The 26,078-nt window shown below is 64.8% G+C and carries 23 protein-coding genes; 15 read left to right on the plus strand and 8 right to left on the minus strand.

Translation table 11 applies throughout. From position 1 onward, the window contains the following. Positions 1 to 726 (minus strand): dienelactone hydrolase family protein (locus tag ACYVHH_RS15890; protein ID WP_460566146.1); only part of this gene is annotated, 726 nt, incomplete at its 3' end. A gap of 78 nt (positions 727 to 804) precedes the next feature. Beyond that, positions 805 to 1,503: a LuxR C-terminal-related transcriptional regulator gene (locus ACYVHH_RS15895; RefSeq protein WP_460566147.1), complete on the minus strand. Its 699-nt coding sequence runs from the start codon at positions 1,501 to 1,503 to the stop codon at positions 805 to 807. 228 nt (positions 1,504 to 1,731) lie between these two features. Here ACYVHH_RS15895 and ACYVHH_RS15900 point away from each other — a divergent pair, with 228 nt between their 5' ends. The 5 genes from ACYVHH_RS15900 to ACYVHH_RS15920 all read left to right on the plus strand — a co-directional run bounded on the left by ACYVHH_RS15900 (position 1,732) and on the right by ACYVHH_RS15920 (position 6,892). Next, positions 1,732 to 2,019, plus strand: a complete 288-nt coding sequence (locus tag ACYVHH_RS15900) for a PilZ domain-containing protein (RefSeq protein WP_460566148.1) — start codon at positions 1,732 to 1,734, stop codon at positions 2,017 to 2,019. A 32-nt stretch (positions 2,020 to 2,051) separates the two neighbouring features. Next, the gene (locus ACYVHH_RS15905) at positions 2,052 to 2,900 is read left to right on the plus strand and encodes a hypothetical protein (RefSeq protein ID WP_460566149.1); all 849 of its coding nucleotides are present in this window, start codon (positions 2,052 to 2,054) and stop codon (positions 2,898 to 2,900) included. A gap of 98 nt (positions 2,901 to 2,998) precedes the next feature. Then, positions 2,999 to 4,747: a type I secretion system permease/ATPase gene (locus tag ACYVHH_RS15910; RefSeq protein ID WP_460566150.1), complete on the plus strand. Its 1,749-nt coding sequence runs from the start codon at positions 2,999 to 3,001 to the stop codon at positions 4,745 to 4,747. Continuing rightward, positions 4,744 to 6,144, plus strand: coding sequence for an HlyD family type I secretion periplasmic adaptor subunit (locus tag ACYVHH_RS15915; protein ID WP_460566151.1), 1,401 nt, complete (start codon positions 4,744 to 4,746; stop codon positions 6,142 to 6,144). The genes ACYVHH_RS15910 and ACYVHH_RS15915 overlap by 4 nt, the downstream gene beginning before the upstream one ends. A gap of 52 nt (positions 6,145 to 6,196) precedes the next feature. Continuing rightward, positions 6,197 to 6,892 (plus strand): hypothetical protein, encoded by a 696-nt coding sequence (locus ACYVHH_RS15920; protein ID WP_460566152.1) that lies wholly within the window; start codon positions 6,197 to 6,199, stop codon positions 6,890 to 6,892. Positions 6,893 to 6,911: 19 nt separating this feature from the next. On the opposite strand, the gene polA is transcribed toward ACYVHH_RS15920, so the two are convergent. Continuing rightward, positions 6,912 to 9,710, minus strand: a complete 2,799-nt coding sequence (gene polA / locus ACYVHH_RS15925; protein ID WP_460566153.1) for a DNA polymerase I — start codon at positions 9,708 to 9,710, stop codon at positions 6,912 to 6,914. Positions 9,711 to 9,747: 37 nt separating this feature from the next. Between polA and ACYVHH_RS15930 the strand changes: the two genes are divergently transcribed. From ACYVHH_RS15930 to ACYVHH_RS15945, 4 genes are all read left to right on the plus strand, one after another. After that, on the plus strand, positions 9,748 to 10,092 hold the full coding sequence (locus ACYVHH_RS15930; protein WP_460566154.1) for a hypothetical protein: 345 nt from the start codon (positions 9,748 to 9,750) through the stop codon (positions 10,090 to 10,092). Positions 10,093 to 10,094: 2 nt separating this feature from the next. Further along, complete coding sequence (locus ACYVHH_RS15935) at positions 10,095 to 11,048, plus strand: homoserine kinase (RefSeq protein WP_460566155.1); 954 nt, start codon at positions 10,095 to 10,097, stop codon at positions 11,046 to 11,048. Continuing rightward, positions 11,045 to 11,824 carry a BPSS1780 family membrane protein gene (locus ACYVHH_RS15940; RefSeq protein WP_460566156.1) on the plus strand — a complete coding sequence of 260 codons (780 nt, stop codon included), beginning with the start codon at positions 11,045 to 11,047 and terminating at the stop codon, positions 11,822 to 11,824. Before ACYVHH_RS15935 ends, ACYVHH_RS15940 begins: the two co-directional genes overlap by 4 nt. Positions 11,825 to 11,935: 111 nt before the next feature. Then, entirely contained in the window at positions 11,936 to 14,101 is a 2,166-nt protein-coding gene (locus ACYVHH_RS15945; RefSeq protein ID WP_460566157.1) for a PhoX family protein, read from the plus strand. 98 nt (positions 14,102 to 14,199) lie between these two features. On the opposite strand, the gene ACYVHH_RS15950 is transcribed toward ACYVHH_RS15945, so the two are convergent. Genes ACYVHH_RS15950 through ACYVHH_RS15960 form a run of 3 tightly spaced genes read right to left on the minus strand, consistent with a single transcriptional unit; the run spans position 14,200 to position 18,458 of the window. Continuing rightward, entirely contained in the window at positions 14,200 to 16,668 is a 2,469-nt protein-coding gene (locus tag ACYVHH_RS15950) for a UvrD-helicase domain-containing protein (RefSeq protein WP_460566158.1), read from the minus strand. Between the two features lie 37 nt (positions 16,669 to 16,705). Then, positions 16,706 to 17,572: an OmpA/MotB family protein gene (locus ACYVHH_RS15955; RefSeq protein ID WP_460566159.1), complete on the minus strand. Its 867-nt coding sequence runs from the start codon at positions 17,570 to 17,572 to the stop codon at positions 16,706 to 16,708. A gap of 19 nt (positions 17,573 to 17,591) precedes the next feature. Further along, positions 17,592 to 18,458 (minus strand): motility protein A, encoded by an 867-nt coding sequence (locus ACYVHH_RS15960; RefSeq protein WP_460566160.1) that lies wholly within the window; start codon positions 18,456 to 18,458, stop codon positions 17,592 to 17,594. Between the two features lie 243 nt (positions 18,459 to 18,701). Between ACYVHH_RS15960 and ACYVHH_RS15965 the strand changes: the two genes are divergently transcribed. After that, positions 18,702 to 19,679, plus strand: coding sequence for a GMP reductase (locus ACYVHH_RS15965; protein ID WP_460566161.1), 978 nt, complete (start codon positions 18,702 to 18,704; stop codon positions 19,677 to 19,679). Positions 19,680 to 19,691: 12 nt separating this feature from the next. On the opposite strand, the gene ACYVHH_RS15970 is transcribed toward ACYVHH_RS15965, so the two are convergent. Then, positions 19,692 to 20,546: an alpha/beta hydrolase gene (locus ACYVHH_RS15970; protein WP_460566162.1), complete on the minus strand. Its 855-nt coding sequence runs from the start codon at positions 20,544 to 20,546 to the stop codon at positions 19,692 to 19,694. 98 nt (positions 20,547 to 20,644) lie between these two features. After that, the gene (locus ACYVHH_RS15975; protein ID WP_460566163.1) at positions 20,645 to 21,196 is read right to left on the minus strand and encodes a winged helix DNA-binding protein; all 552 of its coding nucleotides are present in this window, start codon (positions 21,194 to 21,196) and stop codon (positions 20,645 to 20,647) included. A 185-nt stretch (positions 21,197 to 21,381) separates the two neighbouring features. On the opposite strand from ACYVHH_RS15975, the gene ACYVHH_RS15980 reads away from it, so the two are divergent. The 5 genes from ACYVHH_RS15980 to ACYVHH_RS16000 all read left to right on the plus strand — a co-directional run bounded on the left by ACYVHH_RS15980 (position 21,382) and on the right by ACYVHH_RS16000 (position 26,077). Further along, a complete protein-coding gene (locus ACYVHH_RS15980) occupies positions 21,382 to 22,362 on the plus strand; it encodes a TRAP transporter substrate-binding protein (protein WP_460566164.1) in 981 nt (326 codons plus the stop codon). 71 nt (positions 22,363 to 22,433) lie between these two features. Next, positions 22,434 to 22,952, plus strand: coding sequence for a TRAP transporter small permease (locus ACYVHH_RS15985; RefSeq protein WP_460566165.1), 519 nt, complete (start codon positions 22,434 to 22,436; stop codon positions 22,950 to 22,952). 9 nt (positions 22,953 to 22,961) lie between these two features. After that, positions 22,962 to 24,260, plus strand: a complete 1,299-nt coding sequence (locus ACYVHH_RS15990; RefSeq protein WP_460566166.1) for a TRAP transporter large permease — start codon at positions 22,962 to 22,964, stop codon at positions 24,258 to 24,260. 3 nt (positions 24,261 to 24,263) lie between these two features. Beyond that, complete coding sequence (gene pxpB, locus ACYVHH_RS15995; protein WP_460566167.1) at positions 24,264 to 25,031, plus strand: 5-oxoprolinase subunit PxpB; 768 nt, start codon at positions 24,264 to 24,266, stop codon at positions 25,029 to 25,031. Next, entirely contained in the window at positions 25,028 to 26,077 is a 1,050-nt protein-coding gene (locus ACYVHH_RS16000) for a 5-oxoprolinase subunit C family protein (RefSeq protein WP_460566168.1), read from the plus strand. Before pxpB ends, ACYVHH_RS16000 begins: the two co-directional genes overlap by 4 nt. Position 26,078: the final 1 nt, after the last annotated feature.

The following is a 26,078-nucleotide window of genomic DNA, read 5'->3' on the forward strand; positions in this document are numbered from 1 at the left end:
CGGCCAGTCCGTTCGCGCCAGCCATGCCGACATGACGCGAAGCGTTTCCACACAAAACGGCATAGAGCCCTGCCCGGCCACATCGATCGGGTTGCGGGGAGTGAGATCGTTGGTCTGCCCCACCAGGCGCCCGTACCAGGCAACGCCAGCCTTCACACGCCGTTGGTGCGCTGCATACAACCAGGTCTGACGCCCGCCCCAGCAGAAGCCGGTGACACCCACCTTGTTGACGTCACCGCCATTGGCCGCAGCCCAGTCGATGCAGGCATCCAGATCGGCCATGACCTGCGCATCGGGGACCTTGGAGATAACCTCGGCGATAAGTTTCGCCATCTCGCCGTAGCTCTGCGCGTCGCCTTGGCGGACGAACAACTCGGGGGCCAGGGCCAGATAGCCCGCACGCGCAAAGCGGCGCGCGGTATCGGCAATGTAGTCGTGCACACCAAAGATCTCGGACAGGACCAGCACCACCGGCAAACCTGTCTTGCCTGCGGGCGCCGCCCGGTAAACCGGCACGGACGTTCCGTTGACCGTGACGCTGATCTCTCCCACAGTGAGCCCATCGGCGGGCGTGTTGATCGCCGTCTGCGCAACGATGGGCATGGCGGCTGCGGCATAACCCACGCCCAGCGCCGCTTTCAGGGCTGTGCGCCGGGTGGCACCGGCTTCAGTGCTACGTCCGGGCAAAAGCGCCTGGAGGTCTTGTTCGAACGGCAGTTGACGCATGCAGAACTCCTGTGTGGTGAAGTTGAACAGACTTTGTACGAGCAGATTTTTCAGTCGTGGTTCCCGCTGACGGGGATTTCACACACTGGTCAACCCGTGCCTGTGCGCGAAGGCATAAAGCTCTACCCGGTTTGCCACGCCCAGCTTGCCGTAGATCGACGTGAGGTGGTTGCGCAAGGTGTGTTCACTGATGTGCAGGCGCTGCGCCACCACCTTTCCAGGCGCGGAGGCTTCACTGGCGAGCGCTGCGACCATCTGCCGTTCGCGGGGCGTCAGCCGCGCGATCCGCTGCTTCTCGGGATCGGGCTGCCGCGCCGCCTTCTGTCGGGCCAGCTCCATGAATATCCGGCCCGTGGCGCTGCGGTCTATCCACATCTCACCCGCGTGGATTTTCTCTATCGCCTTTATCAAGGTGTCCGGCGACTCGCGCTTTTCAACCACGCCACGTGCCCCGGCCAACACAGCGCTGTCATGCACGGCGCTGTGCCGGGAACTGGTCAGCGCCAGCAGCCGGGCCGGCACCTGGTGGTTCAGGTCTGCCAGCGACTCGGTGCCCTCTTCACCATCAAGGTCCAGCACCACAACGTCCGGCTGCCACTCCGGAACGCGAAGAACCACTTCTGCCGCCGACGACGCCACGCCCACGCAAGACATCCCGTGCCCGGAAACTTGCAGCAACTGCTGCAGCCCCCAGGCGGTCAGCGGCAACGCCGCCAACACCACCCGAACGGGACCGGGCTGGCTCTTGTCACCGCTGTTGTTCATGAGCTGGGGCATGTGCCTTTGAAAAAAAACGCGACTCTGAGAAAAGTGTTGATTTGTGTCGATGCGAAGCATACATCAACAGAATCTTTCGAGTAGTGCACCTCACAAGTGATCGTTTCAAGGGGCAAATATCCCATGACATTTCTACTACCAACCACCTACGCAAAGCCATAGGCAAACCCCACAAAAACCGCAGAAACAACCCATACATCCCACTGCATGGCTGGAGATACTTGCTCCATGTTGTCTGAGCACCGTACCAGCCCCAGGGAAACACTGGAATTGCCAGTGGCCCTGAAGAGTGGCCAAAACGGGGTAACGAAAAACATCAGCGCTTCGGGTGTGCTGATTGAACTGGATCAGGTTCAACAGATCGGCAGCACGGTGGACTTCGAAATCTGCCTCGACACCCCGGACGGCCCCGTGAAACTGGTGGCGCATGGCAAGGTTGTGCGCGTGACCGAGTTGGGGACACGGACGGGTGTGGCGGTGCAGTTGGTCGAGTCGCGGCTGGAGCCTGGGGAATAAGTGTTTCTTTTCTATTTTTCTGGAGCGATGCAATGAGCGACTTCACTTTCTCTTTCTCCCCCGACAGCAGCCTGAGCGCCTCGGACCAGGGCCAGTTCGCGTCGGCGTACACCAACCAGCTGAAGGCCTTCCTGCAGTCCGACGCGGGTGCAGACTACGTGGCCTACCTGGCACACAGTGTCAACGGACTGGAAGTGGCGGACGCTCTAGCCCTGGTTGAACTGATCCAGGCTGGTGACTTCGCGCTGGACGGCCTGTTCAACGCTGCCCAAAGCAAGACCGGCACCATCGACGGCGTGGCAGGCAGCCCCTCACCCATCATCACCATTGGTGAAGTTGTGGTGGACCTGACCGCCATCCTGTCGGGCGAAGACACCTTCAACTGGACCACCGTGACCAAGAAGGACACGATCTACCACGCCCGCGAGTACTACGCCGACGGCGGCGCACCCGAAGGTTGGACTGCGGGCTGGGCTGACCCGGCTCCTGAGCTGCAAAAGTACACCTTCAGCGAGAGCTACACAGTCACCAACCCCAACGGCAATGACACTGTGCCGTTGAACGTCGATCTGCTGGGCCAAGACTGGAGCAACTTCCAGATCGAAGTGACCGGCGTTGGCGATTACGACCGCACCAATGAGGGTTACACAGTCGCTGGCGACGCAACCGCTTCTTTCAATGGTCCTGCCACAACGGGCAATACCAACACTCTCACCTATGTAGGTGATGCCACCAACGAGGAATTCGGTGCTGACACCAACAATGACGGTGTGCCTGATGGCCTGGAAGACGGTTCTTTTGATGTGACTGTCGCATGGGCGGAAGCCACCGCCGCGGGCTCCACCGTCACCATCACTTTGACCTACGACTACTGGGCATAAATGCCACAGATCAGGCTGCAGCCCGTTTTTACGGTTTGTAGCCTGCCCAACCTGCTGCCTTGCAGCAGGTTTTTTTTTGCGATCGTTACCATCCCGGCATGAAGCTCCACCGATCCAAGGCCGCCACGCACCCGTTGGGTGAAGCATTGCGCCAGCACCGCTATTTGTTTTTGACCGTTGGTTTTTTCAGCATGGTGATCAATGTGCTGATGCTCACCCCCGCCATCTACATGCTGCAGGTGTACGACCGGGTGCTGACCAGCCGCAACACCACCACGTTGTTGCTGTTGACACTGATCATGCTGGGGCTGTTCCTTCTGGAGGCGGTGCTGGAGTGGATACGCGGGCAAGCCATGGTTCGAGGCAGCACAGCGCTTGAAGCCGCCCTGGGGCCTAAAGTGTTTGACGCTACGTTCCAGCGCACGCTGAATGGGCAGGGTCGCAGCTCCGGGCAGCCCTTGGCAGACTTGGTAACGCTGCGGGGTTTCGTCACCGGCAAAGGATTGTTCGCTTTTTTCGATGCGCCGTGGTCCCCCATTTACCTGTTCGTGATTTTTCTGCTGCACCCTTATCTGGGGCTGTTTGCGTTGACCGCCGCCCTCCTGCTCATTGCACTGACTTACTTCAATGAGAAGTTGACTGCAGAACCCTTGTCTGCCGCCAGCAAAGAAGGCCATTCAGCCAGTCGCCAGGCGACCAACAGCTTGCGTAATGCCGAAGCCATTGGCGCCATGGGCATGCTGGGCGCCATGAAACGTGCCTGGTTGTCTCGCCAAAACAAAGCCTTGACGCTGCAAGCAACAGCCAGCGACAGAGCCAACACCGTCAATGCCACAACGAAGTTTGCCCGCCAAGTGTTCCAGTCCGGCGTACTGGGGCTGGGCGCTCTGCTGGTCATAGACAACCAGATGACCCCGGGCAGCATGATCGCAGCGTCCATTCTGCTGGGCCGGACGCTCAGCCCGATCGATGCCGTCATCGGCCACTGGCGCAGTTGGGTGGCCGCCCGTGACGCCTACGCCCGCCTTGGCGAACTCCTACAGGCCCACCCAGAACCCGAGCCTCGCACCGCCCTTCCCCGCCCTCAAGGCTTCGTCACCGTGGAAAACCTGGTGGCTGGGCCACCGGGCGCGCGCACGCCGGTGCTCAAGGGCATACGCTTTGGCGCGGCGGCTGGCATGCTGGTCGCGGTGATTGGGCCGAGCGCCTCGGGCAAGTCCACCCTGGCCCGGGCGCTGGTGGGTGTGTGGCCGCCGATGAGCGGTACCGTCCGGCTCGACGGGGCCGATGTGTCGCAATGGAACAAGGAAGAACTCGGCCCATGGCTGGGCTACCTGCCGCAGGACGTGGAATTGTTCGAAGGCACCGTTGCGGAAAACATTGCCCGCTTCGGCCCGCCCGATTCGGCACGCACCGTGGCTGCCGCTCAGCGTGCCGGCGTGCATGACATGATCCTGCGGCTGCCACAAGGCTACGACACCCCCATCGGCGAAGGCGGCATGGCTCTTTCAGGAGGTCAGCGCCAGCGCATTGGCCTGGCCCGCGCCATGTACGGCGACCCGGCGCTGGTGGTGCTGGACGAGCCCAACGCCAACCTGGACGAAGCTGGCGACGCCGCCCTGGTGGGTGCACTGCGCGTGATGAAAGAAGAGAAGCGAACGGTCTTCGTCATCACCCACCGCATGAACCTGCTGGCCGAGGCAGACGCGATTCTGATCCTCGTCAACGGCGCCATCCAGGCGTACGGCCCGCGCGACGCGATCATGGAAACGCTGCGCCCGGCACAGAAGACCGGCGTCACCACGACACAGCCCAGTGCGCAACTGCCCAACGAGGTCAATGCATGAGTGCCGAACACACCCCCGCCATGGTGTCGTCAGGAACACCCGCAGAGGCCACCCTTACCGGCCTGACACTGCACACACAGGCCACAGGCGCCGAGCCCGACGCCCTGCCCGACACCGACTACCAGCGCATACTGCGTCGTGGCTTGTGGATATTGCTGGTGGGTTTTGGCGGGTTCGTGGCCTGGGCCACCCTGGCTCCGTTGGACGAGGGCATTCCTGCCCCCGGAGTGGTGGCAGTTGAAAGCAACCGCAAACGCATCGACCATTTCAGCGGCGGCATCGTGGAACAGATTCTTGTCCGCGAAGGCCAGCGTGTAAAGGCAGGAGATGAGCTGCTGGTACTGAACGAGACCCAAAGCAAGTCGGCCCTGAATGCCACGCAGAACCAGAGGCACACGGCCATGGCGACGCTGGCCAGGTTGCGCGCCGAAAGGGATGGCGCCAGCAGTCCGGCCTGGCCGCAGGAACTGGTGACAGCGGCCACCAAGGACCCGGAAGTGGCCTCGCTGCTGCGCTCCCAGGAAAGTCTGTTCCGTTCTCGGCGAAACGCACTGGAAGGAGAACTGCGCATCATCCGCGAGTCTGCCAAGGGACTGGAAACGCAGTTGGCCAGCCTGGCGCAACTCAAGGCCGGACGTGAAACCCAGATTGCCCTGTTCACCGAGCAGCTCAACTCGTACCGCGACCTGCGCAGCCAGGGCTTTGTATCGCGCAACAACCTGCTGGAACTGGAACGCCAGCTGGCCGAGGTGCAAAGCAAGCAAAGCGAGGACCTGTCCAACATTGCCGGGATCAATGCACGACTCGCGGAATTCCGCATGCGCGCGGCCCAAAGGGAAATGGAATACCGCCGGGAGGTGGAGAGCCTGATCACCGAGACGCAACGAGAGTTTTCTACCCTGGGTGAACGGCTCAATGCCCAGCAGGACACCTTTGACCGCCTGGTGTTGCGTGCCCCGGTTGACGGAACGGTGGTGGGCATGACCACGCACACGATAGGCGGCGTCGTGAAACCCGGCGAGCGGCTGATGGACATCGTTCCTGAGGGAGACAGCCTCATCATCGAGGCCCGCGTCTCACCGCAGCACATTGACCGCCTGCACCCAGGCCTGCCCGCCGAAGTGCACCTGGACGCCTACGTTCAAGCCAGGCAGCCTGTGGTGGGCGGCGAGGTGTCGGTGGTCTCGGCGGACGTGCTCACAGACGAGCGTACTGGCCAGCCCTACTTCACCCTGCGTGTGAACGTGCCCGCCGAAGAGCTGGCCAAGCTGGGCACGCTCAAACTGCAGCCGGGCATGCTGTCCACCGTCATGATCAAGACCGGGGAACGCTCGCTGATGTCCTACCTTGCGCGCCCGCTGCTGCGGCGGTTCAACACCGCCCTGGTGGAGCACTGAAGCGCGAGAGGCGGTTAACATCCGGTGCAGTTTCTGATACCTTGAGCCTCTCATGCAAAAGTTCATCAAGGCACGTGCAACGCTGCCTTTCACGCTCATCGCCGCTGCATTGCTAGCTGCTTGTGCTGGCGGGCCGCCCGCCGACAGCGGCCGAAGCACCGAAACCCCAGGCAGGGCCGCGGGCGCGGCTTCAACGCTGACGTTCGACGGCGGCCGCATTGAAGTGGACACCCGGGGCGCCGCATGCCGGGTCACGCTGACCGGGGAAATTCACGACGCCACGGTACGCCGCATGGACCAGGCCATGCAACAGGTGGCGCAGGCACGCTGCCAGGAAAAATGGCTGGTGCTGAACGTGAGCAACGGGCTGTTGGGTGATGCCATCACGTTGGGTTCGATGGCACGCAACCGAGGCTACGACACCCAGGTGCAGGCGGGCACGACCTGCAACACGCCCTGCCTGCTGGCATTCGCTGCCGGGCGCACCCGGATCATGCCCGCCAGCCCTGCCCCGGCGCGCATCGCCTTCTCGCAGATCCCGCCCGACCAGGACTTTGGCCGCACGGTCTGCGAGACGGAACTCAGCCGTGCCCAGCAGCTGACGCTGACGCGCTACCTGCGTGCCATGCTGCCTTCCAACACGGCGACCACGGTCTACCAAAAGCTGCAGGCAGCCACCTGCCGCAACACCGATGTGTACGGCCCCGACCAGGCCGTGGTGATCGGGCTGGCCACCGGCACACGGTAATTGGCGGCCCGGCGGCGACTCAGTGCGCCTGCTCCCAGTTGGCGCCCACGCCCACTTCGGCCAGCAGCGGCACCTTGAGCCGCGCTACGCCCGCCATCAGGCGCGGCACTTCGGTGCGCAGCCAGTCCACCTCGGCGTCGGGCACCTCAAACACCAGTTCGTCGTGCACCTGCATGACCATGCGGGTGGCACGTTGCTGGTCATCCAGCGCCTTTTGCACGGCCACCATGCTCATCTTGATGAGGTCGGCCGCCGTGCCCTGCATGGGGGCGTTGATGGCGGCGCGCTCGGCAGCCGCGCGGCGCGGGCCGTTGGGTGAGTTGATTTCGGGCAGGTAGAGGCGGCGGCCGAACACCGTTTCCACATAACCGCGTGCCTTGGCCTGGGCCTTGGTCTCGTCCATGTAGTGGCGCACGCCCGCAAAGCGCTGGAAGTAGCGGTCGATGTAGTTCTTGGCTGCCGTGTTGTCTATGCCCAGGGCCTTGGCCAGGCCATAGCTGCTCATGCCGTAGATGAGACCGAAGTTGATGACCTTGGCATAGCGGCGCTGCTCGCCGCTCACCTGATCGGGCGGCAAGCCGAACACCTCCGCCGCCGTGGCACGGTGCACGTCCATGCCTTCGGCAAAGGCCTTGAGCAAGGCCTCGTCGCCACTGATGTGGGCCATGATGCGCAGCTCGATCTGCGAATAGTCGGCACTGGCAATGACGTGCCCGGCGGGCGCCACGAAAGCCTCGCGCACGCGCCGCCCTTCCGCCGTGCGGATGGGAATGTTCTGCAGGTTGGGATCGTTGCTGGACAGACGCCCCGTCACCGCCACCGCCTGCGCGTAGTGGGTGTGAACGCGGCCCGTGCGCGGGTGCGCCATGCCCGCGAGCTTGTCGGTATAGGTGCCCTTGAGCTTGACGAGCGAGCGGTGCTCCAGGATCTTGGCGGGCAGCGGGTAGTCCTCGGCCAACTTTTCCAGCACTTCTTCGTCGGTGCTGCGCGCGCCGGTGGCGGTCTTCTTCACCACGGGCAGACCCAGTTTGTCGAAGAAGATTTCGCCCAGCTGCTTCGGACTGCTCAGGTTGAAGGGCTGCCCGGCAATGTCGTAGGCCTCGTTTTCCAGCTGCAGGATGCGCTGGCCCAGCTCGTGGCTCTGCCGCGCCAGCGTGTCGGCGTCGATCAGCACACCATTGCGCTCCATGCGGTAGAGCGCTTCGCTGCTGGCGATTTCCAGTTCGTAGATGGCCTTGAGCTTTTCGTCGGCCTGCAGGCGCGGCCACAGGGCCAGGTGCACGTCCAGGGTCTGGTCGCTGTCCTCGCAAGAGTATTCGGCGGCCTTGTCGATGGCCACCTGGGCGAAGGGAATCTGGTGCGCGCCCTTGCCGCAGAGTTCTTCGTAGCTGATGCCACTGCGTCCCAGGTGCCGCTCGGCCAGGCTGCCCAGGTTGTGCGGCTTGTGCACCTCCAGCACGTAGCTTTGCAGCATGGTGTCGTGGGCGTAGCCACGCACCTCAATGCCGTGGTTGGCAAACACGTGGCGGTCGTACTTGACGTGCTGGCCCAGCTTGAGCGCCGCAGGGTTCTCCAGCCAGGGTTTCAGGCGCGCCAGCACCTCGTCGCGCGGCAACTGGGCCGGCACGCCGGGGTAGTCGTGCGCCAGGGGCACGTAGGCGGCCTCGCCAGGTTTCACGCTGAAGGAAATGCCCACGATCTCCGCGCGCATCTCGTCGAGCGAGGTGGTTTCGGTATCCACGGCCACCAGCTCCGCCACCAGAATGCGTGCCAGCCAGGTGTCGAAAGCTTCCCACGTCAGCACGGTGTCGTACTGCTTGTGGGTGACTGCCGACGTGCCTGCTGGCGGGTCGGCGAACAGGTCGCCGGTCAGGCCCGCAGGCGCTGCGGCGGCTTTTGCCTTGGCGCCATCGGCCCCTGCATCGCCCTGGCCATCGGCCAGCGAACGCGCCAACCCTTTGAAGCCGTAACGCTCGTAGAAATCACGCAGGGCCGGTATTTCGCGCTCGCGCAGCACCAGGCTGTCCAGCGCGGGCAGGCCGGGCACGTAACCGTTCAGGTCGCAGTCGGTCTTGATGGTCACCAGCCTGCGCCCGGTGGGCAGCCAGTCCAGCGCCTTGCGCAGGTTGTCGCCTGCCACACCCTTGATCTTGTCGGCGTTGGCCACCACACCGTCGAGCGAACCGTGCTCCTGCAGCCATTTGGCGGCCGTCTTGGGGCCCACTTTTTCCACGCCGGGCACGTTGTCCACCGCATCACCCACCAGGGTCTGGTAGTCCACCATCAGGCTGGGTGGCACACCGAATTCTGCCGTCACGCCAGCCACGTCGCGCACCTTGCCGTTCATGGTGTCGATGATGGTGATGTGCGCGTTGACCAGTTGACTCAGGTCCTTGTCGCCGCTGGAGACGATCACCCGCACGCCCTGAGCCGCCGCCGTGGCGGCGAGCGTGCCAATCACGTCGTCGGCCTCCACGCCCGGCACATCCAGCACGGTCCAGCCCATCAGGCGCACCACCTCGTGGATGGGGGCGATCTGCGCACGCAGGTCGTCGGGCATGGGGCTGCGGTGGGCTTTGTACTCGGGGTACAGCTCGTCGCGGAAGGTGGGGCCGGACGCATCGAACACGCAGGCCACGTAGTCGCCAGGGTGCTCCTTCTGGAGCGCCTGCATCATGTTGATCATGCCGCGTATGGCCCCCGTGGCGGGGCTTGCAGGGTCGCCCGGCACGGCGCGCAGGTCGGGCATGGCATGGAAGGCGCGGTAGAGGTAGCTGGAGCCATCCACCAGCACCAGGGTCTTCGGGTTCTCGGTCATGGGCCTGATTGTGCGGGCAAATGCCTACAATCTAGGGATGCGACCCTTTCCAGCCCCCTTTGCTCCCGCACGCGCCAGCCTGACACTGGCCGCTGCCGTGCTGTTCACTCTGTCTGCGCCGGCCCAGGCCCAGCCGGGCTCCGCCCAGGGCCAGGTGGCGCAAGAACCCGTGCGCACGCTGGAGCAGAAAACCGAGCGCATCACCCACGAGGATGCGGGCAGCCGCATTGAAGAACTGCGCGTGGGCGGCCAGACCCGCAGCATCGACGTGCAGACCAAAACCGCCGTGCCGGGTTACCAGGTGCAACCCATAGACCCCAGCCAGGCCGACGACAGCAAGGGCAAGGCAGGCAAGAGCAGCTGGCGTTTGCTGAATTTCTGACCATGGCCGTTTACACCGAAGTCTCTGAAACCGAGGCTGCGGCGCTGCTGCGCCGCCTGGACCTGGGCGAACTGGTGTCGATGGCTGGCTGCTCCGGCGGCATCGAGAACACCAACTACTTCGTCTCCACCGAGCGCGAAGGCCAGACGCACGACTACGTGCTGACGCTGTTCGAGCGCCTGAGCTTCGAGCAGCTGCCCTTTTACCTGTACCTGATGAAGCACCTGGCGGGCAAGGGCATTCCGGTGCCGGACCCTGCCGCAGATGGCAAAGGCGAGATTCTTCACAAGATGAAGGGCAAACCTGCGTCGGTGGTGAACAAGTTGCGCGGCAAGCACGAACTTGCCCCCACCGCCGGGCAGTGTGCCCAGGTGGGCACCATGCTTGCGCGCATGCACCTGGCCGGGCTGGACTACAGCCGCCGCCAGCCCAACCTGCGCGGCCTGCCCTGGTGGAACGAGACCGTGCCGGTGGTACTGCCCCACTTGCAACGCGAACAGGCTGACCTGCTCAAGAGCGAGCTGGCCTACCAGAACCACGTGGCCGCCAGCCCCAGCTACGAAGCCCTGCCCCGCGGCCCCATCCACGCCGACCTGTTCCGCGACAACGTGATGTTCGAGAACGGCCAGCTCACGGGTTTCTTCGACTTCTATTTCGCTGGGGTGGATGCCTTTGCCTTCGACCTGGCGGTATGCCTGAACGACTGGTGCATCGACCTGGCCACCGGTGTGCAGGACGACGAGCGCACGGCGGCCATGGTGGCCGCCTATGAGTCGGTCCGCCCGCTGACGGCTGCCGAGCGCGAACTGATGCCCGCGATGCTGCGCGCCGGTGCCCTGCGCTTCTGGCTGTCGCGTCTGTGGGACTGGTACCTGCCGCGCGAGGCCAGCATGCTCAAGCCGCACGACCCCACCCACTTCGAGCGCGTGCTGCGCGCGCGCCTGGCGCAGCTATGAGGCTCAACCATGTACCGGCGCGCACCGGGCTGCTGTGGGTGAAACTGGGCATACGGACCTTCCTGCGCCAGCCGCTGGCCCTCGCCGGGCTGTTCTTCATGTTCATGATGGCGGTTTCGGTGCTGACGCTGGTACCCATCGTGGGCGCAGCACTGGCCCTGGCACTGCTGCCTGCCGCCACCCTGGGCCTGATGGCCGCCACGCGCGATGCCGCCAGCGGTAACTTTCCCATGCCTGCGGTGCTGGCTAGCGCCTTCAGGGCCGGCCAGGAACGCATGCGGGCCATGATGGTGCTGGGCGGCATGTATGCCATCGGCTCCTTCGTCGTCATGGGCCTGTCTGCGCTGCTTACCGGCGACCTGGGGCAGGCTCTGCAGCCCACCACCGAGATCACCGAGGAAGCCCTGCGGCAGCCCGCCATGCTGCGTCAGCTGCTGGTGAACATGGTGCTGTACATACCCTTGGGCCTCCTGTTCTGGCATGCGCCGGCACTGGTCCACTGGCACGGCGTGTCGCCAGCCAAAAGCCTGTTCTTCAGTGCCATGGCATGCTGGACCAACAAGGGCGCCATGCTGGTGTACTTCCTGGCGTGGTCGGGCGTGTTCCTGGGTTTTGCGCTCGCCGTGGTGACGCTCGCTTCATTCGTGGGCGGCCCACAGCTCCTGGGGGTGCTGATGTTCCCCATGGCCATGCTGATGAGCGCGATGTTCTTCACGTCGCTGTACTTCACGTTCCGCGACAGCTTCGTCACCGACGACGGGCAAGCGCCCGCCTGACCTTTCGGCCAAAGGCCGAAAGGTCACACGTTCGCCACAGACCTGTCACGCCCATTTCACAGACGAACAGCATGCTAGGCGCTGCTGTTCAACTACCTGTGAGTGATCACTGTGACAAACGAATCCCGCCCCGGTACGCACTTCAACGAAGAAGACTCCAACACGTCCAACAACGCCGCCTTTGAACAGGTGCTGGACGCGCGCCTGAGCCGCCGCAGCCTGTTGCGCGGCAGCGCTGGCATGGCGGGTGCCGCCGCCATGGGCACGGCAGCACTTTCCGGCTGTGCGGCAACGAGCGGCCTCTCGGCCCCCGTGGCTGCGTTGGGCTTCAAGCCCGTGGCAAAAAGCACCGCTGACGTGCTGGTCGTGCCCGAAGGCTATACCGCGCAAGTGCTGTACGGTCTGGGCGACCCGCTCACCGCCAGCACGCCTGCCTTCAAGAACGATGGCACCGATGGCGAATGGGGACACCGCGCAGGCGACCACCACGACGGCCTGGAATGGTTTGGTCTGGACGCCAGCGGCAACCCCTCCGACACCTTCAATTCGCGCGGGCTGCTGGCCGTCAACCATGAAGCCACCACCGACGAGAAACTTGCCTCCTTCTTCATCCACGCCAGCGGCGGTACCGCAACGCTGCCCCGCCCGGCCACCGAGGTGGACAAGGAGTTGATGATCCACGGCCTGTCCGTGGTGGAAGTGCAGTCCGACGGCAAGCGCTGGAGCTACAAAACCAGTTCGCCTTTCAACCGCCGCATTACCACGATGACTGAGGCCATCATCACCGGCCCGGCCCGTGGTACCGAACACGTCGTCACCAAATACAGCCCGGACGGGACCAAGGCCCGTGGCACGTTGAACAACTGCGGCACCGGCCGCACGCCCTGGGGCACCTTTGTGTCTGGTGAAGAGAACTGGTACGGCTACTTCTTCCGCGACGCGCAGGACGATGACCGCCGCAAGAAGGACAAGCAGGTACAGGCGCTGAACCGTTACGGCCGCAAGGCCGGTGCTGCAAGCCGCCACGGCTGGGAAAGCGCTGGCAGCGACGACCGCTTCGTGCGCTGGAACAACGGTGCCCTGGCCGCTTCCGCCAAGGAAGACTACCGCAACGAGATGAACACCTTCGGCTACGTGGTGGAACTCGACCCTTACAACACCAAGGAAGTGCTGCGCAAGCGCACCGCGCTGGGCCGCTTTGCCCACGAGGCCGTGGCCTTCGCCACGCCCGTGGCGGGTCAGCCCATCGTCGCCTACATGGGTGACGACGCCCGTGGCGAGTACATCTACAAGTACGTGTCCGACGCCAAGTGGGACCCGGCAGATGCCAAACCCGCCAACCGCATGGCCGCAGGCGACAAGTACCTGGACAAAGGCACTCTGTACGCCGCGCGCTTCAAGGATGACGGCACTGGCGAATGGCTGGAACTGTCCATGAACAACCCGGTGTTGGCCAACAGCTCGTACTTCGAGTTCAAGAGCAACGCCGACATGGCCATCTTCACCCGTCTGGCCGCCGACGCTGTGGGCGCCACCAAGATGGATCGCCCTGAATGGGGTGGCGTGAACCCGAAGAATGGCGAGGTCTACATCACCCTGACCAACAACAGCAACCGCACCGCCACCACCGCCGACGCCGCCAACCCGCGCGCCTACACCGACATGAAGGGCAGCAAGGAGCAGAAGGGTAACGTGCACGGCCACATCGTGCGCTTTGCCGAGCCCGGCCCCGCAGCCATGTCCTTCAAGTGGGACATCTACCTGTTTGCATCCGAAGCCGACTCGGACAAGGCCAACATCAACCTGTCGAACCTGACGGACGAGAACGATCTGTCCTCTCCCGACGGTCTGGTGTTCAGCAAGGCCACCGGTATCTGCTGGATCCAGACGGACGACGGCGCGTACACCGACAAGACGAACTGCATGCTGCTGGCAGCCCTGCCCGGCCAAGTGGGTGACGGCAGTACCAAGACCCTGCGCCATGGCGACCGCAGCGTCACGACCCACATGGGCAAGGCGCAGACACCCGCCACGCTCAAGCGCTTTCTGGTCGGCCCCAAGGGCAGCGAGATCACCGGCATCACCGAAACGCCGGATGGCCGTGCGGTGTTCGTGAACATCCAGCACCCCGGTGAAAACACCAAGATGGCCGACGTGCAGAACCCCGCCAAGTACGAGAGCCAGTGGCCTGCCAACGCAGGTTACGGCGCGGGCAAACGCCCACGCTCCGCCACCATCGTCATCACCAAGAACGACGGCGGCGTGATCGGCAGCTGATCTGACTTCAAGAGTTCACGTTTCGGGAAAGCGCGTGGGTCCCGCCCACGCATTGACACCGCCAGGGCTTTCGGGCCCCGGCGGTTTTTTTCACAGCGTCAGATGGGCGTGAGCTTGGCCACACTGAGCGCCAGCCACTTGGTACCGTGGCGCGGGAAGCTCACCTGGGCCCGGGCGTCGTCGCCCTGGCCTTCGACGGTGAGCACCTTGCCCTCGCCGAACTTGTTGTGAAACACCTGCATGCCCGCGCGTATGCCATGTGCGGGCTCGGCCTTCTGTGTGGGCACGGCGCCTGCGCCAGAATACGGCGCGTCCTTGGACGCGAAACCGCGCGAACCTTCCCCCAGGCCACTGCGGCCCCAGGCGGGCTGGGCGAACGCCCCTGTGCCCCCCCCGCCCTGCCCCGCGCCAGCGCCGCCCCACGCCGCCTGCTTGGGCGTGAGCCACTTCATGCAGGCCTCGGGCAACTCGTCCAGAAAGCGGCTGCGCACGTGATAGCGCGTCTGCCCGTGCAGCATGCGCGACTGGGCGTAGCTCAGGTACAGGCGCTTGCGCGCCCGTGTGATGGCCACGTACATCAGCCGGCGCTCCTCTTCCAGACCGTCCATGTCGCTCAGGCTGTTTTCGTGAGGGAATAGCCCCTCCTCCAACCCGGTGATGAACACGGCGTCGAACTCCAGCCCCTTGGCAGCGTGCACAGTCATCAGCTGCACGGCCTCCTGACCGGCCTGGGCCTGGTTGTCGCCCGACTCCAGCGCAGCGTGCGTCAGAAAGGCCACCAGCGGGCTCAACGTCTCGCCGGTGTCGGCGTCACCCGGCAAGGGCTGGTCGACGACGGGCGCATTCGGGTCCAGCCCCTGGCTGGCCGGGGACTGGGTGAGCCCTGCGCCGGGCACACCTTTGGCGGTTTCGTCCAGCGGCAGGGCCACGGCGTCGCGGCCAAAACCTTCCTGCATGACGAAGCTTTCTGCCGCGTTCACCAGTTCTTCCAGGTTTTCCACCCGGTCGGCGCCGTCGCGGTCGGCGCGGTAATGCTCCATCAGGCCGCTGTGCTGCAGCACCAGTTCGATGATCTCGCGCAGCGTGGCGCCTTCGGTCTGCTCGCGCATCACATCGACCTTGGCGAGGAAGGCCGACAGATTTGCACCGGCCTTGCCACCCAGGGTGCTTACCGCATCGTGCAGCGAGCAGCCCGCCGCCCTGGCGGCGTCCTGCAACTGTTCCAGGCTGCGCGCACCTATGCCGCGCGGCGGGAAGTTCACCACCCGCAGGAAGCTGGTGTCGTCGTGCGGGTTGTCCAGCAAACGCAGGTAGGCCAGGGCGTGCTTGATCTCGGCGCGCTCGAAGAAGCGCAGGCCGCCGTACACCCGGTAGGGCACCCCGGCGTTGAACAGCGCGCTTTCCAACACGCGGCTTTGCGCGTTGCTGCGGTAGAGGATGGCGATTTCCTGGCGAGGAAAGCCGTCGTTGCGCTCCAGTTGGCGGATTTCCTCCACCAGCCAGCGGGATTCCTCGAAATCGTTGGGTTGCTCGATCACCCGCACCGGCTCGCCCGCGCCCTGGTCGGTGCGCAGGTTCTTGCCCAGGCGGTGGCGGTTGTGGTCGATGAGCTGGTTGGCCGCTTCCAGGATGTTGCCGTGGCTGCGGTAGTTCTGCTCCAGCTTGATCTGGTGCTTGACCCCGAACTCACGCACGAAGTCGGCCATGTTGCCCACACGCGCACCCCGGAAGGCATAGATGCTCTGGTCATCATCACCCACGGCCAGCACGGCGTTGCCACCCGGCACAAAGCGGCCGTTGTCGTCGTGCCCGGCCAGTTGCTTGAGCCAGGCGTACTGCAGCTTGTTGGTGTCCTGGAACTCGTCCACCAGGATGTGGTGGAAGCGCCGCTGGTAATGTTCGCGCAGCGGGTCGTTGTCGCGCAGCAGCTCGAAGCTGCGCAGCATCAGCTCGCCAAAGTCCACCACGCCTTCGCGCTGGCACTGGTCTTCGTAGAGCTGGTAGATCTCGATGCGCTTGCGCTGGTCCTCGTCGCGCGGGGTCATCTGCCAAGGGCGCAGGCCGTCTTCCTTGCACCCGGCGATGAACCACTGCAGCTCCTTGGGCTTGAAGCGTTCTTCGTCGATGTTGTATTGCTTGACCAGGCGTTTGATGGCGCTGAGCTGGTCTTGCGTGTCCAGGATCTGGAAGGTCTGCGGCAGGTTGGCCAGCTTCCAGTGGGCGCGCAGCAGGCGGTTGCACAGGCCGTGGAAGGTGCCAATCCACATGCCGCGCACGTTCACCGGCAACAGGGCCGACAGGCGGGTGAGCATCTCCTTGGCCGCCTTGTTGGTGAAGGTCACGGCCAGAATGCCGCCGGGCGTGGCCTGCCCGGTGGACAGCAGCCAGGCGATGCGCGTGGTGAGCACGCGCGTCTTGCCCGAGCCCGCGCCCGCCAGGATGAGCGCGTGCTCGGCAGGCAGCGTCACCGCCGCGCGCTGTTCGTCATTGAGCGATTGCAGCAGGGGGCTTTGGAACAGGCCGGTTTGCGGCTGGGAGGCGGCCGCTGGGGAAAAGTCTTCGAGCATGCAGGGATTGTAGGAAGTCCCGCCCCCGGGTCTCACCTCAGCGCGTGGTCTGCGGCGACTCCATGGTGATTTCCACCCGGCGGTTGGCCGCTCGCCCTTCGGGCGTGGCGTTGGAGGCGATGGGCCTTGTGTCGGCGTAGCCCGAGGCGCGCAGCCGCGTGGGATTGAGCCCACGGCTCTGCAGGTGCCGCACCACGCTGCCCGCACGGCCCGCGGCCAGCTCCCAGTTGGAAGGGAAGCGCGCGGTCTGGATGGGCACGTTGTCGGTGTGCCCCTCCACCACGATGGTGTAGTCGGGCACGCGGTTCAGCGCGGGCAGCAACTGGTCGATCACCGTCTGCCCTGCAGGTGTGAGGCCGGCCTCACCCGACGCGAACAGCAACTCGCTGCTGATGCGGAAACGCACCACGCCTTCACCCTTGACCACCTCGATGCTCTGCCCCAGTTCACCCAAGGGCAGACCCGCCAACGGGTCCGCTTGCCCGCTGCCCTGGCTCGCGGCGCCATCCTTCTGGCCGTTCTGCGGACCGTCCACAGGCTGGCCGGACTTACCCTGAACCGGCATAGGCAAGGGAATGGGGGGAACGATCGTGGAACCCTCGGCATTGGCCCCCTGAGTGGCAGACGCCACCTCGCGCCTCTCGCCTCCCTCGTGTCGGCGGCTGATGGGCTCGGAAAACGCCAGCATGACCACGAGCATGGCCAGCAGCAGTGTGACCACGTCCAGGTAGGTGATGAGCCAGGTTTCTTCTTCCTGGGGGGCGGGGGCGTCCATGTGCCAGCGCGCGAAGCGCCCGCCAGCCATGGCACGGCGGCGGACCGGCTCCGGCAAAGGTGGCGGCGCCGGGGGCTCGGCAGGCTGTTGCGCCTTACCGATCATGCGGTGCAGGAGGCTGTCGCTCATGCGCGGTCCGGCAATCGCGTCAAGGCTGCCCCGCATCACGGGCGGCAGCGGGCTTGGTGGGGGCCTGGGCAGGCGGCACCTTGCGGCGGGCGGCATTCCTGCCCATGTCCTGCGGGCCGTCGAAGATCTCGTCCTCGTGGTGCGCCACGAAGGACTTGAGGGTCTCACGCATCAGGGAAGGGCTGCGCTTGGCACACATCATCGATATGCCCTGCAACACCATGTTCATCAGCACAATGCGCTGCTCGGTGCGCCGCTCCAGCTTCACCGCCACGGGCTTGAACACCAGGTTGGCCAGCAGGATGCCGTAGAAGGTGGTCATGAGTGCCACGGCCAGGTGGCGGCCGATCACCGCCATGTCGCCCGAGCCCAGGATGTCCATGAGGTTGACCAGCCCCACGAGCGTGCCGATCATCCCGAAGGCGGGCGCGTAACTGGCCATCACGCGAAACAGCTGCGCCTCTGCCGCCTCCTGGGCGCGCAGGCGCGAAATGCGCCACTGCAGCAGGTCGAGGATGTCTTCTTCCGGCGTGCGCTCGATGACGAGTTGCACACCCGTGCGCAGAAACGGATTCGTCACACGCGCCAGCGCCTTTTCCACGGCAACGGGATCGTCGCGGATCCACAGCCGGGACACGTCGACCAGCTCCTCGATGTCCTTCTGGGTGTAAAGCCGCTCGTTGCGCAACACCGTCTTGAGCAGGCCGATCACACGCACCACCTCCCTGAGCGGATAGCTCAGGAACGTGGCGGCCATGGTGCCCACCAGCACTATGCCCAGCCCCGGCAGGTCGATGAAGAGACGCGGGTCGTCCGTCGCGAAAAACAGCAGCACGGCCAGCAACAGCACGCTGGCCACCATCCCAATGAGGGTGGATGGATTCATCCGGACACTCCTTGCGGCGGCGATGCCACCGCCCATTGCGGACAATTGTGCCTCAAGGCTCTCGGGCGTCGCCAGTGCGCAATACACATTTCCGTATGCCGCCTATTTGCCACCCCGCGCCCAAAGCGCCCGCGAACGGTCTAGAATCAATCACCGGGCCCAAGATTCTTGCGTCCGGTTTTTTCATGACCGGGCCCAGGCCAAGCGCTCAATCTCTCAACCGCCTTGATGGAGCCTGGTGACATGGAAATCTTCGACTACGACAACATTCTGCTTCTGCCCCGCAAATGCCGGGTGGAAAGCCGCGCCGAGTGCGATGCCGGCGTGACCCTGGGTGGGCGGCGCTTCCGCCTCCCGGTGGTGCCCGCCAACATGAAAACGGTGCTCAACGAAGAGATCGCCGAATGGCTGGCCCGCAACGGCTACTTCTACGTGATGCACCGCTTCGATCTGGACAACATCGCCTTCACGCGGCGCATGCTGGAGCAGAAGCTTTACGCATCCATATCCCTGGGCGTGAAGGCTGCGGACTATGCCACCGCCGACCGCCTGGCCGCCGAGGGGCTGGTGCCGGAATTCATCACCATCGACATTGCCCACGGCCATGCCGACAGCGTGCAGCGCATGATTGCGCACCTGAAGGAAAAGCTGCCGCAGAGCTTCATCATCGCAGGCAACGTGGGCACGCCCGAGGCAGTGATCGACCTGGAGAACTGGGGCGCCGACGCCACCAAGGTGGGCATTGGCCCGGGCAAGGTGTGCATCACCAAGCTCAAGACCGGCTTTGGCACGGGTGGCTGGCAACTGTCGGCGCTGAAGTGGTGCGCACGCGTGGCCACCAAGCCCATCATCGCCGACGGCGGCATTCGCGAGCACGGCGACATTGCCAAGTCCATCCGCTTCGGGGCCACCATGGTGATGATCGGCTCACTGATGGCAGGTCATGAAGAGTCCCCCGGCCAGACGGTGGAGGTGGACGGCAAGCTGTACAAGGAGTACTACGGCTCGGCCAGCGACTTCAACAAGGGCGAGTACAAGCACGTGGAAGGCAAGCGCATTCTGGAGCCCATCAAGGGCCGCCTGGCCGACACGCTGCGCGAGATGGAAGAAGACCTGCAAAGCTCCATCAGCTACGCCGGTGGCAAACAGCTGATGGACATCCGCAAGGTGAACTACGTGATCCTGGGTGGCGACAACGCGGGCGAACACCTGCTGATGTAACCCCCGGCTGGCTCAGGAACGCAGCAGTTCCTGGGCCAGGGCGTGCAGGCGGTGGGCGGGGTTGGCCAGCGCTTCCACCACGCTGAAGTGGTTGAGGCCCGGCAAGGCCTCGCACACCGGCACGCGGCGCTTGCCCCACGCATCGCGGATCAGTTGGTTGTGCCGCAGGAACTCGGCACTCTCGTTGCCGCCCACCACGGTATAGAACTGGCCATGAGCAGGGGCAGGCAGCAATGCCGGGCTGGCCCGGCGCACCTGGGCTGGTGTCAGCCGCAGGTCGTCTTTCAGGAACGGGGTGCGGCGAACCGGTTCCAGGTCATACAGGCCAGAAATGGACAGTGCGCCACGCACAAGTTTGGCGGGCAGGTCACGCCCCAGGGCACGCCACTGACACAGCATCAGCATGGCCGCCAGGTGCCCGCCCGCGGAATGCCCAGCCACCACGATGCGGTTCGGGTCGCCGCCATGGCGGGCGATGTTGCGGTACACCCAGGCCACCGCGTGCACCGTTTCCATGACGATGTCCGGCACAGTGACGCTCGGGCAAAGGGAATAGTTGGGCACCACCACGCAGGCGCCGCTGGCGGTGAAAGGCGGTGCAACGAAGGAATGGTCCCGCTTGTCCAGCGAGCGCCAATACCCCCCGTGAATGAACACCAGTACCGGAGCAGGCCCCTGGGCGCCTTGCGCCGGAAACACATCGAGCGTTTGCGACGGGTCGTTGCCATAGGCCAGGTCAAGCACGCAGGGCTGCTGACGCGCACGGGCCGAAGCTTCCGTCCAGTGCTGGAAGTGCTGCACGCACTCGGGCACCAGGGCGCGGTTGTTGTACATGGCATCAAGCCACTGCGGGGCAGGTTTTTTCATCTGTTGTCTCCTGAGATTCCGGCATTCTCGCACCGCTCAGGCAGCCCCCCCCGGCTTTCCGCCGGGATGGCCGCAACAACGTCTGAAGCGCTTGCCAGTCAGTAAGACGTTGCTGCGCGCGCGGCCTGGTCGTAGCGTCCCGAGACCGTGCGCAGCAACCTCGCAAAGTCCCCCAACTGGCGGTTTTCTTCGGCCGAACCGGAAAAGCCGGGCATCAGGCAAGCCTCGCGCACGTCACGGTAACGCATGCACAGTGCAGCCCCCGCTTCCGTGGTCGAGAAGAACACCTCCTTGCCCTTCTTCTGGCTGCGCACGTAGCCAGCCGCTACCAGCTTCTTGAGCGAGTAGGACACCACATGCGTGTCCTCGATGTTCAGCACAAAGCAGATGTCGGCCAGCCGCTTTTCCATGCCCCGGTGGTTGGTGTGGTGCAGCACCAGCACGTCCACGGCCGTCATGTCCTTCACACCCGCCGCACCCATGCAGCGCGTCATCCAGCGGTTGAAGGCGTGGGTGGCAATGATCAGGCCGAACTCGAACTCGGACAGTTCAGGCGACTTTTCCGACACGAGGTGCGCAGACGTGACGATGCGCTGAGAGTCGTTGGCGCTTGCGCTTGTTGATGGGCTGGATGCGGTTTTGGTGGTCATTTGAAGGAAGGGCGAGAACGGTTGAGGCAACAAAACTTGCGTGTCATGTTAACAACAGATCACGAATACGGGAAAACCTTAGTGACAAAACGTTGACGTTTTATTAACATTATTTCGTCGTTATGAGTTCAACGACGCTGACTGGCGACCGCCAGGCGGCTTCATCACCGTTAACGGAGTACACCATGGTCTATGTGAAACAGTGGGCAATCGCAGGCGCGGCCGCCACCGCCTTGTCGTTCGGCGGTCAGGCCCTGGCCCAGCAGAAGTGGGACATGCCCACGGGCTACCCCGCGTCCAACTTCCACACCGAAAACATCCAGCAGTTCGCCAAGGACGTGGAACAGGCCACGGCGGGCAAGCTCAAGATCACGGTGCACGATGGCGGCTCGCTCTTCAAGGCCAACGAAATCAAGCGCGCCGTGCAAGGCGGGCAGGCCCAGATCGGCGAAATCATCATCTCGGGCTACTCGAACGAGAACGCCCTCTTCGGCCTGGACTCCATCCCCTTCCTGGCCACAAGCTACGCCGACGCGCAAAAGCTATGGAAAGTCTCGCGCGCCGCAACGGAAGCTGCACTGGCCAAGCAGGGCATCAAGGTGCTGTATTCCGTGGCCTGGCCGCCCCAGGGCATCTTCAGCGCCAAGCCCATCCAGACAGTGGCCGACCTCAAGGGCGTGAAGTGGCGCGCCTACAACCCCAACACCAGCCGCATTGCCCAGCTCGTGGGCGCCCAGCCTGTGACCGTGCAGGCCGCAGAACTGACGCAGGCACTGGCCACCGGCGCGGTGACCGCGTTCATGACGTCTGGCGCCACCGGCTACGACAGCAAGGTGTGGGAGCAGGTGAAGTACTACTACGACGTGAGCGCCTGGCTGCCCAAGAACCTGGTGATCGTTTCGCAAAAGGCCTTTGACAGCCTGGACAAAACCGCCCAGGCAGCCGTGACCAAGGCGGCGGAAGATGCCGAGGCGCGCGGCTGGAAGATCAGCGCAGAGAAGAATGGCTGGTATCTGGACCAGCTTCGCAAGAACGGCATGGTGGTCGAACCCGGCTCTGCCCAGCTGCGCGAACAGCTCAAGAGCATTGGAGAAATCATGGTCACCGACTGGGTCCAGAAGACCGGTGCCGACGCCCAGGCCATTGTTGATGCGTTCCGCAAATAAGCTCTTCATGCCGGACGTCGCGGCCCTTTTTCCCCAAAGGGTCGCCATCCAGCCCACAGGAAAGGCAAGCCATGCGCCAAGTGCTTGATCGTTTTTTCAACGCTGCCGGGTATCTGGCGGGCATCTTCTTGATTGGCACACTTGCCGCCGTGCTTGCCAGCATCCTGGGCCGCCTACACCCGGCGTTTGACCTTCCAGGCGCGGATGCCTATGCCGGCTATTGCATGGCAACGTCGGCATTCCTTGCACTGGCGCCCACGCTGCGCCGGGGCGAGCACATCCGCGTGACGCTGCTGCTCAATCACCTGCCTGCGGGCGGACAGCGCACCCTGGACATCCTTTGCCACGTGGTGGCGGTGGCCCTGTCCGGTGCGCTGGCCTGGTTCTCCATCCGGCTGGTCCTGCAGTCGCGCGAATTCTTCGACATTTCCACCGGCCTGGACGCCACCCCCCTGTGGATTCCGCAACTGGGCATGGCCACAGGCACCACGCTGTTCGCGCTCGCCTTCCTGGGCGACCTGGTGCTGCTGCTGCGCGGCGAGCCGCTTCGCGACACGCCAGCCGAGGGCGAGCCCGCCCGCATCGAATAAGGACACGCCATGGAACTCACCATCACCCTGCTGCTGGTCGCGGCGCTGTTTCTGATCCTGGGTTGCGGCGTCTGGGTCGGCCTCACCCTCACGGGCGTGGCCTGGATCGGCATGGAACTGTTCACCAGCCGGCCCGTCGGCGACGCGATGGCCGTCACCATCTGGGGCTCGGCCTCGTCGTGGACACTGACCGCCCTGCCCCTGTTCATCTGGATGGGGGAAATCCTCTTTCGCACCAAGCTGTCGGAGGACATGTTCAAGGGCCTGGCCCCCTGGCTGGAACGCCTGCCGGGCCGCCTGCTGCACACCAACATCATCGGCTGCACCATCTTCGCGGCGGTGTCGGGCTCGTCGGCCGCCACCTGCGCCACCATCGGCAAGATGACGCTGCCCGAGCTTTCCAGACGCGGTTACCCGGAGCACATGGCCATCAGTACCCTCGCTGGCGCTGGCACCCTGGGCCTGCTCATCCCGCCGTCCATCATCATGATCGTGTACGGCGTGGCCGCCAACGTGTCCATCGCGCAGCTCTTCATCGCTGGCGTACTGCCCGGCCTGCTGCTGGGCGGCCTGTTCATGGGGTACACCATGGGCTGGGCGCTGCTGCATCCGGACCAGATCCCGCCTGCGGGCAAACCCATGACGCTGTGGGAAAAGCTCAAGGCCTCGCGCAACCTGCTGCCCGTGATGGCGCTGATTGCCGCCGTGCTGGGTTCCATCTACAGCGGCCTGGCCACAGCGACCGAATCCGCCGCCCTGGGTGTGGTGGGCGCACTGCTCATTGCCGGGTTGCAAGGGCAGCTGAACTGGCGCCAGTTCCGCGACAGCCTGCTGGGTGCCACACGCCTGTATTGCATGATCGCGCTCATTCTGGCGGGGGCTGCCTTCCTGACGCTGTCGATGGGCTACATCGGCCTGCCCCGCCACCTGGCGGAATGGATAGGCAGCCTGGGGCTCTCGCAGCTGCAGCTGATCTGCGCACTCATGGTCTTCTTCGTCGTGCTGGGGTGTTTCCTGGACGGTATCTCCGTCGTCGTGCTGACCATGGGTGTGCTGCTGCCCACCATCGAAAAGGCAGGCATAGACCCGGTCTGGTTCGGCATCTTCGTGGTGCTGGTGGTGGAAATGGCGCAGATCACCCCCCCGGTGGGCTTCAACCTGTTCGTGCTGCAAGGCATGACCAAGAAGCAGATCACCTACCTGGCCAGGCATTCGGCGCCAATGTTCCTGCTGATGGTGGCGGCGGTGCTGCTGATCTACTTTGTCCCCGGCATCGTGACCTGGCTGCCCGGCCAGATGGTGGGCTGAACCATGACCGCGCAAGACCTGCAGGCGCCACGCTTGCTGGCGCTGGGCGATGCCGCCTGGACGGTGGAGTTCGGGCGCGACATCGACGCTGGGATCAACGCCCGCGTGATGGGGCTGGCCGACAGGGTAGGCGCCTGGCGCCATGACGACCCGCTGTTCGCGCCGGTGACCGACGTGGTTCCCACATTCCGCTCGCTCACGGTGCACTTCAACCCGCAAACGGCGGACGCCGAGGCACTGGGCCAGCGGCTGCTGGCACTGGCGGGGGAAGGCGGCAAACAGGCGCGCGAGGGCCGCCACTGGCGGCTGCCGGTGTGCTTCACCCCAGACTTTGCGCCAGACCTGCCCAGGCTGGCCGAAGCCAAGGGAATGAGCGAGGCAGAAGTCATCCAGCGGCTGCTTGCCACGGAATTCCGGGTGTACATGATCGGCTTCCTGCCCGGCTTCCCGTACATGGGGGGTTTGCCGCCCGAGCTGGCCATGCCCCGGCTGGCCAACCCGCGCCAGCGCGTGCCTGCCCAGTCGCTGGCGGTGGCGGGCGAGATGTGCGCGGTGTACCCCTGGGAAAGCCCAGGCGGCTGGAACCTGCTGGGCCGCACCCCCGTGCAACTGTTCGACCTGCACCACGCCAGCCAGGCGGCCATGCTGGCCGCTGGCGACGTGGTGCGCTGGCACGCGGTGGACATGGCGGAGTACGAACGGCTGCTCACGCAGAGTCAAGGCGGCCAACCCGCCCGGGAAACCTTTCTGCAGGCGGAGGGCGCGACATGACCCGCACGTCAGCAGGCATCATCGAAATACTGCAACCCGGCTTTGGCACGACGGTGCAGGACCGTGGGCGGCCAGGGCACCGGCACGAGGGCATCCCCTTGTCGGGCTGGCTGGATGCGCCCCTGGCGGAAGCCGCCAACGCCCTGGCGGGCAACAACGGCGGCGAAGCGGTGCTGGAACTGCGCGGCATGGGCACCGAACTGCGCGTGCAGGCCGGGCCGGTGCGCGTGGCACTCGCCGGGGCCATTGGGGCCAAATGGCTGCATGCCGATGGCAAGAGCATCCCCTTGCCCGCCTGGCAAAGTGCCACCTTGCAGGCAGGCGACCGGCTGGTGCTGGGCGCGGCCGAAACGGGTTGCGCCTACCTGGCCGTGGCTGGCGGCCTGCGACTGCCCCCACAACTGGGCAGCCGTTCCAGCTACTGGCGTGCCGGGCTGCCGGGCCTGCTGGGCCGAGCGCTTCGCCCCGGCGACCTGCTGCCCTGCAGTGCCTGGACCTCACCCGACCCCAGGGAATGGCGCACGCCCAGCCCCTGGTCACAACCGGGCGGCCCCATCCGGGTGATGCTCGGCCCGCAAGAGGACCACTTCTCCCCAGAGGCCATCACGACCTTCCTGAACGGCGAATGGGAGACGACCCCCGAACAGGACCGCATGGGCATGCGCCTGCGCGGCACGCCGCTGGCCCACTCCAGCGCGGCGGCAGCAGACATCGTTTCCGACGCGGTGACGCCGGGCACCATCCAGGTACCCGCCAGCGGCCTGCCCATCGTGCTGCTGGCCGACAGCCAGACCGTGGGCGGCTACCCCAAGATCGCCACCGTCATCAGCGCCGACCTGCCCCGGCTGGCACACTTGAAGCCAGGGACGCGCTTGAGCTTCCAGGCCGTCAGCGGTGACCAAGCCCGCGAGGCGCTGCACGACCAGCGCACCGCCTGGAACCGCTGGCTGGCCACCCGGGAAGCCTTCGTGCCACCGGGTTTCATCGACGAAGAAGCCCTGTACGGCAGCAACCTCGTCAGCGGCATGTTGCGCGCTGAACCCTGAA

It is taken from the genome of Hydrogenophaga aquatica (assembly GCF_054780915.1).